General features: G+C 73.2%; 10 protein-coding genes and 2 riboswitches. Of the genes, 4 read left to right on the forward strand and 6 right to left on the reverse strand.

The features are described from left to right. Nucleotides 1-4: 4 nt before the first annotated feature. Nucleotides 5-179: riboswitch (cobalamin riboswitch) on the reverse strand. Between the two features lie 288 nt (nt 180-467). After that, nucleotides 468-1,301, reverse strand: coding sequence for an alpha/beta fold hydrolase (locus ABEA87_RS30980; protein WP_345635631.1), 834 nt, complete (start codon nt 1,299-1,301; stop codon nt 468-470). A gap of 159 nt (nt 1,302-1,460) precedes the next feature. On the opposite strand from ABEA87_RS30980, the gene ABEA87_RS30985 reads away from it, so the two are divergent. Then, nucleotides 1,461-2,114, forward strand: a complete 654-nt coding sequence (locus ABEA87_RS30985) for a TetR/AcrR family transcriptional regulator (RefSeq protein WP_345635632.1) — start codon at nt 1,461-1,463, stop codon at nt 2,112-2,114. 79 nt (nt 2,115-2,193) lie between these two features. Here ABEA87_RS30985 and ABEA87_RS30990 read toward each other — a convergent pair whose 3' ends face one another. After that, nucleotides 2,194-2,652 (reverse strand): SRPBCC family protein, encoded by a 459-nt coding sequence (locus tag ABEA87_RS30990; RefSeq protein WP_345635634.1) that lies wholly within the window; start codon nt 2,650-2,652, stop codon nt 2,194-2,196. 83 nt (nt 2,653-2,735) lie between these two features. Between ABEA87_RS30990 and ABEA87_RS30995 the strand changes: the two genes are divergently transcribed. Next, entirely contained in the window at nt 2,736-3,371 is a 636-nt protein-coding gene (locus ABEA87_RS30995; RefSeq protein ID WP_345635636.1) for a class I SAM-dependent methyltransferase, read from the forward strand. Between the two features lie 73 nt (nt 3,372-3,444). Here the strand turns inward: ABEA87_RS30995 and ABEA87_RS31000 are convergent, their stop codons facing one another. Next, on the reverse strand, nt 3,445-4,287 hold the full coding sequence (locus ABEA87_RS31000) for an alpha/beta fold hydrolase (RefSeq protein ID WP_345635638.1): 843 nt from the start codon (nt 4,285-4,287) through the stop codon (nt 3,445-3,447). A 50-nt stretch (nt 4,288-4,337) separates the two neighbouring features. Further along, the gene (gene cobN, locus ABEA87_RS31005) at nt 4,338-7,970 is read right to left on the reverse strand and encodes a cobaltochelatase subunit CobN (RefSeq protein WP_345635640.1); all 3,633 of its coding nucleotides are present in this window, start codon (nt 7,968-7,970) and stop codon (nt 4,338-4,340) included. A gap of 77 nt (nt 7,971-8,047) precedes the next feature. Further along, nucleotides 8,048-8,170: riboswitch (cobalamin riboswitch) on the reverse strand. A 386-nt stretch (nt 8,171-8,556) separates the two neighbouring features. On the opposite strand from cobN, the gene ABEA87_RS31010 reads away from it, so the two are divergent. After that, nucleotides 8,557-10,977, forward strand: a complete 2,421-nt coding sequence (locus tag ABEA87_RS31010) for a HelD family protein (RefSeq protein WP_345635823.1) — start codon at nt 8,557-8,559, stop codon at nt 10,975-10,977. Beyond that, nucleotides 10,974-11,786, forward strand: coding sequence for an aminoglycoside 3'-phosphotransferase (locus ABEA87_RS31015; RefSeq protein WP_345635642.1), 813 nt, complete (start codon nt 10,974-10,976; stop codon nt 11,784-11,786). The genes ABEA87_RS31010 and ABEA87_RS31015 overlap by 4 nt, the downstream gene beginning before the upstream one ends. 43 nt (nt 11,787-11,829) lie before the next feature. Here the strand turns inward: ABEA87_RS31015 and ABEA87_RS31020 are convergent, their stop codons facing one another. Together ABEA87_RS31020 and ABEA87_RS31025 are read right to left on the reverse strand one after the other, a co-directional pair. Continuing rightward, nucleotides 11,830-12,969 carry an AAA family ATPase gene (locus ABEA87_RS31020; protein ID WP_345635644.1) on the reverse strand — a complete coding sequence of 380 codons (1,140 nt, stop codon included), beginning with the start codon at nt 12,967-12,969 and terminating at the stop codon, nt 11,830-11,832. Continuing rightward, nucleotides 12,956-13,741, reverse strand: a complete 786-nt coding sequence (locus tag ABEA87_RS31025) for an RNA ligase family protein (RefSeq protein WP_345635646.1) — start codon at nt 13,739-13,741, stop codon at nt 12,956-12,958. Before ABEA87_RS31025 ends, ABEA87_RS31020 begins: the two co-directional genes overlap by 14 nt. Nucleotides 13,742-13,866 lie beyond the last annotated feature (125 nt).

Here is a 13,866-nt window from a genome sequence, read left to right on the forward strand (position 1 = left end):
ATACGGTGAAACGACACGAGCGGCCGGAGTGTCCTGGCTCCCGGATCGTCGCTTCTCCCCGGCCTTCCAACCGCTTGCGCCGTCGTGACCACGAGTGGAGAGTCGCTTCCCGGTGACAGTGGCGGGACCGCCTCGGAATCTCACCGAGTTCCTCCACTGCCGCTCCATCAGGCATGCTGCCCGATCGCGGGCCGCGCGTCAACGCGGCGCACGTCTCAGGCCACCTCGGCGGCGCCCGGCCCGCCGGTCCCCTCCACGCCGATCCCGCTGCCGTGAAATCTCGCGGTTGAGGCCCGTCGCGGTGCCGGTGCGACGGCACCGGGCGGCTTGGCCGCCCGGTGCCGGGACGTGAGCGTTCGGGACCGGCCTGGCCGGCGCGTCCGGCGACCAGACCAGTCGCTTACCCGGCTCGGTTACTTGGCGAGGCTCGGTTACTTCGCGAGGCTCGGTTACTTCGCGAGGCTCGGTTACTTGGCGAGGAAGGCGAGCAGGGCCTTGTTGACCTCGTCGGCGTGCGTCCAGAGCAGGCCGTGCGGGGCGCCGTCGATCTCGACGTACTCCGCCTGCGGCAGCGCCTGGTGGAACGGGCGCGCGGTCGCGTCGATCGGCAGGATGTTGTCCGCCGTGCCGTGCAGGATCAGCGCCGGTACGTCGATCTTCTTGATGTCCGCCCGGAAGTCCTCCAGCCAGGTCGGCACCACCTCGGACGACGCGTACCAGGACGCCCCGGCCGCCACGTTCCAGCTGTTGCGCAGCGCCTCCTCGGACAGCCGGGTGCCGAGGTTCTCGTCGGTGTTGTAGAAGTTCTTGTAGAACTGGGTGAACCAGGCGTACCGGTCGGCCGTGGCGGCGGCGATGATGCCGTCGAAGACCTCCTGCGGCACGCCGGTCGGGTTGTCGCCGGTCTTGAGCAGGAACGGCTCCAGGGAGGCCAGGAACGCCGCCTTGGCGACCCGCCCCGAGCCGTAGGTGCCCAGGTAGCGGCCGACCTCGCCGGTACCCATGGAGAAGCCGACCAGCACGGCGTCGGTGACGTCGAGGGTGTCCAGCACGACCTTCAGGTCGGCGGCGAAGGTGTCGTAGTCGTAACCGATGGTGGGTTGGCTGGAGCGGCCGAAGCCCCGGCGGTCGTAGGTGATGACCCGGTAGCCGGCCTTCAGCAGCGCCGCGCTCTGCTTCTCCCACGAGTGCCCGTCCAGCGGGTAGCCGTGGATAAGGACGACGGGCTGCCCCTGGCCGTGGTCCTCGTAGTACAGGTCGATGCTCGCGCTGTTCTCCGAGCCGACGGTGATGAAAGGCATCTGAACCTCCGTTGAACGCTAGAGAACGCTCGTTCTCCGCTCCTTGAGGTAGTGTAGAGAACGGTCGTTCTTGGCGCACTGGCGGGAGCGGGACCAGTCGGGTGAGAGGCGTCACCAACCGCGAATCGGGGACGGAACGTGAGCGAGGCGAGACGAACCGTGAGCGAGGCGAATCGGAGACCGGGCGACGAGGCAGTGCGCGCGGCGGTCCTCGCGGCCGCGGACCGGCTGTACTACGCCCTGGGCATCCAGGCGGTCGGCATGGACGCGCTGCGCGCGGAGACGGGCGTCTCGCTCAAGCGGCTCTACAGCCTGTTCCCGTCCAAGGAGTCCATCGTCGAGGAGGTCCTGCACGGCCGGCACCGGCTGTGGAACGACCTGGTCGAGGACGCGGTCCGGGCGGGCGGCGCCCGGCAACGCCTGGTGGCCATCTACGACATGCTGGCCCGCTGGTTCGACCAGGACGACTTCCGGGGCTGCATGTTCATCAACTCGTTCGGCGAACTGGGCGCCACCTCGCCCCGGATCGCCGAGATCGTGCGCGCGCACAAGGCGCAGTTCCAGGCCCGGCTGACCGAACTCGTGGTCGAGGCCGGCGCGTCCTCGTCGCTCGCCGCGCAGTTGGCGATCCTCGCCGAGGGAGCGCAGACCACGGCCGCGATCGCCGGAACCAGCGACGCGGCCCGGCAGGCACGGGCGGCGGCCGAGGTGCTGATCGACGCGGCGCTGCGGGACCCCGACGCCGAATCCGCGCGCACCGCCCCCGCAAGCACCGCCCCCGCAAGCACCGCCCCCACGGGTACCGCCTCGTAGTGTCCGGGGCCGCCGGTACGGGCGGCATCGGCGCGCGGCGATCCGGGGCCCGGATCACCGACAGCTACGACTCGCTCGATCACCGGGTGTCCGGGTCGGGGACCGCCGGTGCGGTGAGCTTGGCCAGGTGGCGCAGCGAGTTTCTGAGATGCCCGGGGCCGAACGGCGGAAACCGGATGCCCCGCGCCCGGATGAACTGCGGCACCGCCGACCAGTCGTAGGTGAGCGTGACCTCGGTCTCGGGCGGGCCGAGCGGCGCCAGGTCGTAGCGCCAGATCCAGCCGCCGAACTCCAGGTCGCCGTCGCCCTTCTCCTGCCCCGTCAGCCAGCCGACGGCGCGCGGCGGGTCGAACACCTGGACCTTGTTGACCACCTGGTAGTGACCGCCTGGAGGGCCAGCGTGATACATGCTCATCCGGAAGATCTGCCCCACCTCGATCAGCGGCGCCCGGTCGACGGATTCCTGAACCCGGCCGGTGCCGTCGATCGCGGGATGGGTCGTCGGGTCCGCCAGCACCGCGAACACCGCGGCGGGCACTGGCGAGACGGGGACCGCGGGCCGGTTTCCACCGCATCGGGACGCGCGGCCGTGGGGTGCGTGCTCGCCCACGTCTGTCGATAATGACGGGCATGACTCCCCGGTACGACGAGGTCCTCGGCCCGTTGCGCGAGGCGTACGACGCGGGTGCGGCCCGGCGTGACAGCCTCGACAAGCAGCCGTGGAAGCTGGCGGAACGGCAGGCGTTCGGGCAGCGACTCGCGCCGGGCAGCCGGTTGCTGGAGATCGGCGCCGGTACCGGGCAGGACAGCGTCTACTTCCACGAGGCGGGCCTCGCCGTCGTCGCGGCCGACCTCTCGGCGGCGATGGTCGAGCGCTGCCGAGCCAAGGGCCTCAAGGCCCACGTCATGGACTTCTTGCGGCTGGACTTCCCGGCCGGCTCGTTTGACGCGGTCTACGCGATGAACTGCCTGCTACACGTGCCCAATCACGACCTGCCCGCGGTCCTGGCGGCGGTCCGGGCGATCGTGCGCCCCGGTGGGCTGTTCTTCATCGGGGTGTACGGCGGGGACGAGAGCGCCGAAGGCCCGATCGACGGGGACGAGCACGTGCCGCCGCGGTTCTTCTCCTGGCGCACCAACGAGCAGTTGCTCGGCTTTGCCACCGGCGCGCGGTTCGACGTCCTGGACTTCCACCCCGTCGACGTCGGCGGCCACTGGTTCCAGTCACTGACGCTGCGCCGCCCGGATTCGCACTAGCGAGCCCGCGCGGCCCGGGACGTGCGGCTGGGGGGCCACCCGCGCGATCGCTCGGCGGGCACCGCGCGATCGCTCAGTCCAGGAACCCCGTCAGGGTCCGCACCCACCACTGCGCGTCGTCGAGCCAGGGATAGTGGCCGCCGCCCGGCAGCACGGCCAACTCCGCCCGACCGAACATTCCCACGTACTCGGCCGCGCGATGCGGGGGCAGCGACGGGTCGTACTCGCCCGCGACCAGCAGGACCGGCACCGCGAGACCGGCCAGGGCGGCCCGGGTGGCCGGCGGGTCCAGCGCGCCCTCCGAGTAGTACTGGGCCGCGACCGCGTCGTTCCTCGCGGCATCCATCCCGGCCGCGTGGGCCCGCGCCGCGGCGTCCCACCGGCCATAGGTGAACGGCGTGAGCGCCTGCCAGTCGGCGTCCGTGGGGTCGCCCGACCAGACCCGGCCGAACGCGGCGTAGGCGTCCGGGAACCAGGGCTCGCCCCGGCGCGGCTCGATGACCTGCCGGCGGTCGTCGTCGGAGATCGGCAGCCCGACCACCCTCGGGCTGGAACAGGCCAGCACGAGCCGGCCGACGCGATCCGGGTAGCGCAGGGTGTACAGCGCCGCCAGGCTGCCGCCGGCCGAGTGCCCGAGCAGGTCGACCCGGCCCAGCCCCAGGTGCGCGCGCAGCGCCTCGACATCGTCGACCAGCCGATCACACCGGCAACTGGTCGGGTCGGCCGGCACCGCGGACTTCCCGGTCCCCCTTAGGTGCGGCAGCACCAACGACCGGTAGGCCGCCAGCCCACCCAGGTCACCGAGGTACTCCGGGGGCAGCAAGGGGCCGCCGGGCAGGCAGATCAGCGGGTCGCCGTCCTCGCCGACCCGGTCGTACGCCAGCAGGGTTCCGTCGAGCGCGGGGAAGGTGGCCATCGACTGATCATATCCGCGGCTGTCCATCCGTCGCCGACGGCCGCCCGCGCTCAGGAGCGGCCCTCCAGGTCGGACTCGCTGGACAGGTACGCCTCCCGGAGCCGGTTGAGCGTCTCGGCGTCGGGCCGCTCCCACAGGCCCCGGTCGGCGGCCTCCAACAGCCGCTCGGTGATCCCCCGCAGCGCCCACGGGTTGGACTTCTCCATGAAGTCGCGGACCTGCTGGTCGAACACGTACGACTCGGCCAGTTGCTGGTACATCCAGTCGTCCACCACACCCGCGGTGGCGTCGTACCCGAACAGGTAGTCCACCGTGGCGGCCAGCTCGAAGGCGCCCTTGTACCCGTGCCGGCGCATCGCCTCGATCCAGCGCGGGTTGACCACCCGGGCCCGGAAAACCCGCCGGGTCTCCTCGGCCAGGCTGCGCGTGCGCACCTCGTCGGGCCGGTGCGAGTCGCCGATGTAGGCGGCCGGGTCGTGGCCGGTCAGCGAGCGCACCATGGCGACCATCCCGCCGTGGTACTGGAAGTAGTCGTCGGAGTCGGCGATGTCGTGCTCCCGGGTGTCCACGTTCTTGGCGGCCACCGCCATCCGCCGGTACACCCGCTCGAGGTCGTCGCGCGCCGCTCGGCCGTCCAGCCCCCGGCCGTAGGCGTACCCGCCCCAGACCGCGTACACCTCGGCCAGGTCCCGGTCGTCGCGCCAGTTCCGGGCGTCGATCAGCGGCAGCAGTCCGGCGCCGTAGGCGCCCGGCTTCGAGCCGAAGATGCGGGTGGTGGCCCGGCGCCAGTCGCCGTGCGCCCGCGTGTCGGCACGTGCGTGCGCGCGCACGAAGTTCACCTCGTCCGGCTCGTCCAGCTCGGCGACCTGGGTCACCGCGTCGTCCAGCAGCGCTACCACGTGCGGGAACGCGTCGCGGAAGAAGCCGGAGATGCGGACCGTCACGTCGATGCGCGGGCGGCCAAGCTGCTCGCGCGGCACCGTCGCCACGCCGGTGACCCGCCGGGACGCCTCGTCCCACACCGGCTGGCAGCCCAGCAGCGCCAGCGCCTCGGCGATGTCGTCGCCCTGGGTGCGCATCGCCGAGGTGCCCCACATGGTCAGCCCCACGGTCTGCGGCCAGTCGCCGTTGTCGTCCCGGTAGCGGCTCAGCAGCGAGTCGGCCAGCGCCTGACCGACGTCCCACGCGTTGCGCGACGGGATCGCCTTGGGATCGACCGAGTAGAAGTTGCGGCCGGTGGGCAGCACGTTGACCAGGCCCCGGGTCGGCGAGCCGGATGGCCCGGCCGGCACGTACCCGCCGTCCAGCGCGTGCAGGACGGCGTCGATCTCCCCGGTGGTGGCCGCCAGCCGCGGCACCACCTCGGTCGCGGCGAACCGCAGCACCTCCACAATGGACGGCACCGCCGACCCGAGCACCTCGGTGACCACGTCCGGCACCGCGTCCGGCGCCCAGCCCCGCGCGTCGCAGCCGGACACCAGCCGCACGGCCAGCTCCTCCAGCGCGTCGACCCCCGAGCGCCCGGACTCCTCGGAAAGTCCACTGTGGACCGATAGGGCCGCGCGCAAGCCCGGCAGCGCCCCGACCCGCCCTCCCCACACCTGGTTGGCGCGCAGCACCGCCAGCACCAGGTTGACCCGGGCCTGCCCCTGCGGCGCCCCGCCCAGCACGTGCAGCCCGTCGCGGATCAGCGAATCCTTCACCTCGCACAGGTACCCGTCGACGTGCAGCACGAAGTCGTCGAACTCGTCGGAGTCCGGCTGGGCGTCCACATGCAGGTCCCGGTGCAGCTGGGCGGCCTGGATCAGCGTCCAGATCTGGGCCCGCACCGCCGGCAGCTTCGCCGGGTCCAGCGCGGCGACCGTCGCGTACTCGTCGAGCAACTGCTCCAGCCGGGCCAGATCCCCGTAGCTGTCGGCGCGCGCCATCGGCGGCACCAGGTGGTCCACGATCGTGGCGTGGCCACGCCGCTTGGCCTGGGTACCCTCCCCCGGGTCGTTGACGATGAACGGATACACCAGCGGCAGATCGCCCAGTACGGCGTCGGGAGCGCACTGCGCCGACAGCCCCAGCCCCTTACCGGGCAGCCACTCCAGCGTCCCGTGCTTGCCCAGGTGCACCACCGCGTCGACGTTGTCCGCCAACCACCGGTAGGCGGCCAGGTAATGGTGCGAGGGCGGCAGGTCGGGGTCGTGGTAGATGGCCACCGGATTCTCCCCGAAGCCCCGGGGCGGCTGGATCAGCAGGGTGAGGTTGCCCAGCCGCAGCCCGGCGAGCACTATCTCGTCGCCGTCCACGTACAGCTCGCCGGGCGGTGTGCCCCAGTGCGCCGTCATGGACTCGCGCAGCGAATCCGGCAGCGCGTCGAACCAGGCCCGGTACTGCCGCGCCGGCACCCGGATCGGGGCCGCCGCGAGCTGCTGTTCGGTCAGCCACTCCACATCGTGCCCGCCGGCCGCGATCAGCTGGTGGATCAGCGTGTCACCATCCTCGATAAAACTCTGGGGGTGCTCGCCTCCGCCAAAGCCCGGCTCCGGCTGCGCTCCCCCGGGAGAAAAGTCGCCCACCGCGTAACCGGCCTCGCGCAGGGCGCGCAGCAGCACCACGGCCGAGGCGGGCGTGTCCAGCCCGACCGCGTTACCCACCCGGGAGTGCTTGGTCGGGTACGACGACAGCACGATGGCCAACCGCTTGTCGGCGTTGGGGATGCGGCGCAGCCGGGCGTAGCCCAGCGCGATGCCGACCACCCGCCGGGCCCGCTCGGGATCGGCGACGTACACCGGCACGCCGTCCGGGCCGGTCTCCTTGAACGAGAACGGCACCGTGATCAGCCGCCCGTCGAACTCCGGCACGGCCACCTGCATGGCGGCGTCCATCGGGGTCAGCGCCGCCGAGGACTCCTGCCACACGGCCCGGGTGGTGGTCAGGCACAGCCCCTGCACCAGCGGCACGTCCAGGTCGGCCAGGCCCTCGACGGTCCACGCGTCCTCGTCGCCGCCGGCCGACGCGTCCGACGGCCGGGTACCCCCGGCGGCCAGCACGGTGATGATCAGCGCGTCGCAGCGGCCGAGCAGCTCGCGCAGCCCGGCGTCGATCGAGCGCAGCGACGCGGCGTACACCGGCAACGGCGCGGCGCCGGCCCGCTCGATCTCCGCACACAGGGCGTCCACGAAGCCGGTGTTGCCGGCCAGCGTGTGTGCCCGGTAGAAGACCACGCCGACCGTGGGCCGGTCGCCGGCGGGCTGGTACCCGCCGTACACACCGTAGGCGGGCGTGGATACCGGTGCGGCGAAACCCTCGCCGGTCAGCAGGACCGTGTCGGACAGGAACCGGTACAGCTCGCGCAGGTTGTCCGGGCCACCCTCGACCAGGTACCGCAGCGCGTCGTGGGCGACCCCCGCCGGTACCGTCGAGCAGGCCGCGAGCTCCGCGTCGGGCGACGCCTCCCCGCCCAGGGCCACCACCGGCACGCCGGCCTCCAGTACCGCGGCCAGCCCCTCGGGCCAGGTCCGCCGGCCGCCGAGCAGCCGCACCACCACCAGTCGCGCGCCGTCGAGCAGCGCGGGTATTTCTCCGGCACCCACCCGGGTGGGGTTGGCCACCCGCCAGAACCCGCCGGCGGCCCGCGCCGCCAGCAGATCGGTGTCCGCGGTGGACAGCAGCATAAAGACCGACGACGGCATGACGGTACCTCCCGGCGGGGTCCACGCCCCGGGTCGCAGTGGTCGGCGGCGCCGCGCGGCGTCCCCGGGGCGGACGGAGTCTCCTGGCTCCCGGATCGACGCGCTCCCCCGGCCTTCCCACCGCGCTCGGCAGTGGCCGTTGTTGGGGAGCCCTCCCCGGTCACAGTGGCGGGACCGCCCCGGATTCGCACCGGGTTCCTCCACGCCGCCCGACGCGGATCCTACGCGTGCCCGACGCCCGCGCGACATATCGCGGGTCGGTCGCGCCGGCGACCCGAGTGCGTCGGTCGCGCCGGCGACCCGAGCCTTAGCGCACCGGTCGCGTCGGCGTGCGGGCACCGGGCCGGCACCCGCCCGGCGCCGGTCGGGGAGAATAGGGGGCGCGGCCGGCGGACAACGACGGTCGCGGAAGCCCGAGTCGTGCGGTATCTTGGTGAGTTCGGGCACGAAAAAGCGGCGCGATAAAAACGCCGCCGTTTTTAGATTAGACACCAGGGAGACGGGTTTGTCAAGCTCCGCCGCTGCCGAAGCGACCTCAGAACAGAGCCAGACCGACGATGTCGGCCGGGAGCAGGCCTATGTCTCGATGCTCTACGACCGGCTCGACGCCATGCGCGGACGCGCCAGGGAGCTGCTGACCAAGGCGTTGGGCGCGACCTCCAGCACCCACCAGGAGCGCTCACAGCGCGACCACACGGTGCAGATGTACGCCGACCAGGTGGCGGCGCTGGACGCCGTGGACAGCGGCCTGTGCTTCGGCCGGCTCGACCTGGCCGGCGAAAACGGTGCCAGCCAGAACGGTGGTGCCAGCCGAAACGGCGGTGCCAGCCAGAACGGCGGTGCCGGCCAGGATGGTGCCGGCGGCGACGGCCAGCCCGCGGAGGAGCACCGTTACATCGGGCGGATCGGCATCTTCGACGAGGACGCCGACTACGAGCCGCTGCTGGTGGACTGGCGCGCCCCCGCGTCCCGCCCGTTCTACCTGGCCACCGCCGCGGCGCCGGAGGGCGTACGCCGCCGGGCGCACATCCGCAGCGTCGGCCGCACGGTCGTCGCGGTGGACAACGAGGTGCTCGACCTTTCCATCGCCGCCACCGCCGACCGGCACTCCCCGTACGAGGGGCTGACCGGGGAGGCGACCCTGCTCGCCGCCCTCAACGCCGGGCGCACCGGCCGGATGCGCGACATCGTCGAGACCATCCAGGCCGAGCAGGACCGCATCATCCGCGCCGACCTGGGCGGCGTGCTGGTCGTGCAGGGCGGACCCGGTACCGGCAAGACCGCCGTCGCGCTACACCGGGCGGCGTACCTGCTCTACACGTACCGGCGGGAGCTGTCGAGCCGCGGCGTGCTGGTGGTCGGGCCCAACGAGACCTTCCTGAGCTACATCTCACAGGTGCTGCCGTCACTGGCCGAGACCGGCGTACTGCTGCGCTCCCCCGGCGACCTGTTCCCCGGCGTCTCCGCCCGGGGGCGGGAGAGCGCGGCGACGGCCGAGTTCAAGGGCCGCACGGTGATGACCGACGTGATCGCCGGCGCGATCCGGGACCGCCAGCGGGTACCCGACGACGCCCTGGAGATCCTCACCGACCGGGGCTCGCTGTGGCAGGACACTCTGCGGCTGGACCGCGCCACCTGCGAGGAGGCGCGCGAGCGGACCCGGCGGCTGGGCCGGCCGCACAACCTGTCGCGGCCGATCTTCGACACCGAGATCATCCACGCGCTTTCCCTGCAGGTGGCGGCGCGTATCGGCACCGACCCGTACGCGGACGACCCGCTGGGCGGCGACGACGCGCCGGGCGACGGGCAGCTGCTCGAGGAGGCCGACCTCGCCGAGATCCGCCGCGAGCTGCGGGCCGACCCGGCGGTGGCCACCGCGCTGGACTGGCTGTGGCCGATCCTCACGCCGCAGCAGCTGCTCACCGACCTCTACTGCTCCGCCGACCGGATCGCCTCCGCCGCCCCGATGCTGTCCATCGCGCAGCGGGCGCTGCTGTACCGGGACCGGTCCGGCCAGTGGACCCCGGCCGACGTGCCGCTGCTGGACGAGGCGGTCGAGCAGCTCGGCGTGGACGACCGGGACGTGACCCAGCTCGCCGAGCAGCGCCGCCGCCAGCGCAACGCGTACGCCGAGGGGGCGCTGGAGATCCTGCACGGCTCGCGCCCGATCGATCTGGAGGACGAGATCGACCCGGAGATCCTCACCGCCGCCGACCTGCTCGACGCCGGCCTGCTCGGCGAGCGGCACGAGGAGCGGGAGTACCTGACCACGGCGGAGCGGGCGGCGGCCGACCGCACCTGGGCGTTCGGGCACGTGATCGTCGACGAGGCGCAGGAGTTGTCCCCGATGGCCTGGCGGCTGCTCATGCGCCGCTGCCCGAGTCGCTCGATGACGCTGGTCGGCGACGTGGCGCAGACCGGCGACCTGGCCGGCACGACCTCCTGGGGGCAGGTGCTGGAGCCGTTCGTGGGTGACCGCTGGCGGCTGACCGAGCTGGCGGTCAACTACCGTACCCCCGCGGAGATCATGGAGCTGGCCGCCCGGGTACTGGCGGACATCGACCCGGACCTGCCGATGCCCCGCTCGGTACGGGAGACCGGCGTCCCGCCGTCGCTGGTGCGCATCGACCCGGACCGGCTCGCCACCGACCTCGTCGAGGCCGCGCGGCGGGAGGCTGCCCAGACCGGCGACGCGCGGCTGGGCATCCTCGTGCCGGAGGGCAGCCTGGAGTCCTTGGGCGCCGCGATCAGCGCCGCCATGCCGGAGGTCGCCGTCGGCGACGGGGCGGACCTGGAGTGCCGCGCGGTCGTGCTGACCGTGCGGCAGGCCAAGGGGCTGGAGTTCGACTCGGTGGTGGTGGTCGACCCGGAGCGCATCGTCGCCGGTTCGCCGCGCGGGCGCAGCGACCTGTACGTGGCGCTGACCCGGCCGACCCAGCGCCTGCTGGTGCTCTACCCCGGCGAGCTGCCCGCGATCCTCGCGGCGCCCGAGACCACGGCCGCGTGAGCGGCCTGCTGTCCGGGCCGCCCCCGGCCGGTACCGAGGTCCCGGCCGCCGTGGCGCGGCTGGCCGCAAGCCGGCCGGTACGCCCGGTGTGGCGCAACCAGCTGGGCGGGCTCACCTTCGAGATCCCGGGCGGCGGCACCGGCGACCGGTTCGTCAAGTGGGCGCCGGCCGGGTCGGGCCTGGACCTGGGGCGGGAGGCGACCCGGCTGCGCTGGGCGCGGCCTTTCACACCGGTGCCCCGGGTCGTGGACGAGGGGGCCGACGAGCACGGCGGGTGGCTGGTCACCGAGGCGCTGCCGGGCGACAGCGCGGTGGTGGAGCGTTGGCGGGCCGACCCGGGCCGCGCGGTCGACGCGATAGCCACCGGGCTGCGCCGGCTGCACGACGCCCTGCCGGTCGACGACTGCCCGTTCTCGTGGAGCGCCGAGGACCGCCTCGCGGTGGTCGCCCGGCTGGACGCGACGGGCCGGCTCGACCCGGCCCGGTGGCACTCCGACCACTCCGTACTGGGCAGGCGGGAGGCGCTGGCCCGGGTCAGCGCGCCGCCGCCGGTCGACCGGCTGGTCGTCTGCCACGGCGACCCGTGCGCCCCGAACACCCTGATCGGCCGGGACGGTACCTGGCTCGGGCACGTCGACCTCGGCTCGCTCGGCCGCGCCGACCGGTGGGCCGACCTGGCCGTGGCGACCTGGAGCCTGACGTGGAACTACGGGCCCGGCTGGGATCGCCGGCTGCTGGACGCGTACGGCGTCGAGCCCGACCTGGAGCGGACCGCCTACTACCGGCTGCTGTGGGACCTCGGCCCCTGACGGCCGGCCCGGGACGAGCCCGGCGGCGGGTTGCGCCAGGGAGTCACTCGGTGCCGGTGTCGATCCACCGGACGGTGTGCGCCTCGGTGAGGTCCGGCGCCTCCCAGCGCCCGACGAGCCGCTCGAGGACGGCGTCGGGTACCGGGTGGGCCCGGGCCCGGTTGCGCTCCCGCAGCACCCCGGCGGGTGCCTCCAGCGCCACCAGCTCGATCCGTGCCCGGTACCCGGCCGCCAGGCCGACGCACTGGTCGCGCAGCTGCCGCGACACGTTGGTGGCGTTCCACACGAACGACCGCCCGGCCCGCAGGTGCTCCCGGGCGAGCCGGTGCGCCTGCGCGACGACCGGGCGCTGGTCCTCGGTCGGTCGGACGCCGAACGTGGCGCGCAGCGCGTCCAGGCTCACCACCGGCCGGTCCCCCCGGTGGCGGGCGATCCAGTGGTCCTTGCCGGCGGCGGGCAGCCCGGACAGCACCGTCACGGTCAGCCGGCTGTCGTCGTAGGCGGCGTAGTCGGGGTCGCGCCCGGGCGTGCGGAAGTACCAGAACCGGGCGTGGTCGGAGGCGAACCGTCGCGGCCGGTCGAGGCAGCCCCGCTGCGCGCAGTACTCGGCGAACAGCTCGATGTTCTCGCGCACCTCATCGGCGTCACCGCACTCGCGGCCGAGGATGTCGGCCGTGGCTAGCAGCGCCAGGTCGTCGTTGCGGGCCACCAGACTGACCCGGAACACGATCTGGTCCAGGTCGGGCCGCTCCAGTGCCCAGAACGGCACCTGGTGGTGGCGCACCAACGCGGCCACGTGCTCGCGCCAGGCCACCGGTGCGCCCAGCTCCCACAACACCCGGCGGGCCATCAGGTCACCCCGCCGGGAGTGCCCGTGTGCGGTGATCCGCGCTTCCGGCGACTGGTCGGAGACCTGCGTGCAGTCCGGCTTCGCCACGTCGTGCAGCAGCACCGCGGCGAACAGCCGCACCCGGTCCGCCTCGTCGCGAGCCCGCCACCCGGGCAGCGAGGCCAGCGCCTCGCAGGCCATCCGGGTGTGCGTGGCGACGTCGCCCTCGGCGTGGTGGATCGGGTCCTGCGGCACTCCGGACAGCCGGCGCACCCACCCGAATGCCGCCACGATGTCCGCCCAGGGCACCGTCCAGTGCGGTGGCGCCGGGCACAGCCGGTCAAACGGCTCCATACATCACCGCCGGCTCGGCGAGCTGGTTGGGCACGATGGTCCGGTCCAGCCAGTGGCTGCCCGAGTCCAGAACGGTGGTCAGGAACCCGGACCGCACCCACTTGTACCGGCCGACCACCCGGCCGTCCTCCTCCAGCTTGAGGTACAGCCCCTCCATGTCGTCGGAGCGGTCGGTCTCGGCCACCACCCGGTCCGGATCGGCCCCGCTGGCACCGGCCGCCTCGACCAGCGCGGCCCGCCAGCCCTGCGTGCGGCAGGTCGACGGGCCGACCAGCGCGACGAGCTGCCCCAGGTCGGTGAACGCGCCCGTGCGCAGCACCGGCACGGAGCGCACCGGCGCGCCGGCCAGCAGTTCCCGGCGCCGCTGCGTGGACAGGAACTCGGCGGTCCGCCGGTCGAACACGTCGAACTCGCAGAAGTAGTGCGGCAGCGCGTCGTAGAACACGGTGTGCTTGGCGTACAGCCATTCGCCGTACAGCACGTACCGGTCGGACAGCCTCGGCCACAGCGCGTGCGCGACCGTCGCGGCCCACGCCTTGAAGGGGGCGAACTGCCGCTCCCGCGGCCCGCCGGACAGGTAGTGCCCGCGCGACTGCAGGCGCAGCTCGCCGTCGGCGGTGAAGCTGATGGCCGCGTTCGCACCGTCCAGCTTCTCCTCCACCACCAGAAACCGCCCGGCGAGCTGCGCGAACGGCACGGCGGCCAGGTCCTGGTCGCCCGGCTGGAGCCGCGAGCCCTGCAGGTGCGGGGTGCGCGGGTACTTGAGAAGCATGCTCACCGTTGTAAGGCATGCGCCCCGATCACCGCCAACGCATTACGGCCCGGCAGGGCGCACCGGGATTGTCGGACCCACCTGTCAGAATCGGCCGGCGAATGGATGTCGCGGAGCTCAGGGGG

The organism is Rugosimonospora acidiphila (genome assembly GCF_039543385.1).
GTDB lineage: Bacteria > Actinomycetota > Actinomycetes > Mycobacteriales > Micromonosporaceae > Rugosimonospora > Rugosimonospora acidiphila.

What these genes read in the sequence shown, in the direction of transcription:
- ABEA87_RS30980 (WP_345635631.1), bottom strand. Translation starts at nt 1,301, where the DNA reads ATGCCTTTCATCACCGTCGGCTCGGAGAACAGCGCGAGCATCGACCTG.
- ABEA87_RS31025 (WP_345635646.1), bottom strand. Translation starts at nt 13,741, where the DNA reads ATGCTTCTCAAGTACCCGCGCACCCCGCACCTGCAGGGCTCGCGGCTC.
- ABEA87_RS31000 (WP_345635638.1), bottom strand. Translation starts at nt 4,287, where the DNA reads ATGGCCACCTTCCCCGCGCTCGACGGAACCCTGCTGGCGTACGACCGG.
- ABEA87_RS30995 (WP_345635636.1), top strand. Translation starts at nt 2,736, where the DNA reads ATGACGGGCATGACTCCCCGGTACGACGAGGTCCTCGGCCCGTTGCGC.
- ABEA87_RS31020 (WP_345635644.1), bottom strand. Translation starts at nt 12,969, where the DNA reads ATGGAGCCGTTTGACCGGCTGTGCCCGGCGCCACCGCACTGGACGGTG.
- cobN (WP_345635640.1), bottom strand. Translation starts at nt 7,970, where the DNA reads ATGCCGTCGTCGGTCTTTATGCTGCTGTCCACCGCGGACACCGATCTG.
- ABEA87_RS31010 (WP_345635823.1), top strand. Translation starts at nt 8,557, where the DNA reads ATGCTCTACGACCGGCTCGACGCCATGCGCGGACGCGCCAGGGAGCTG.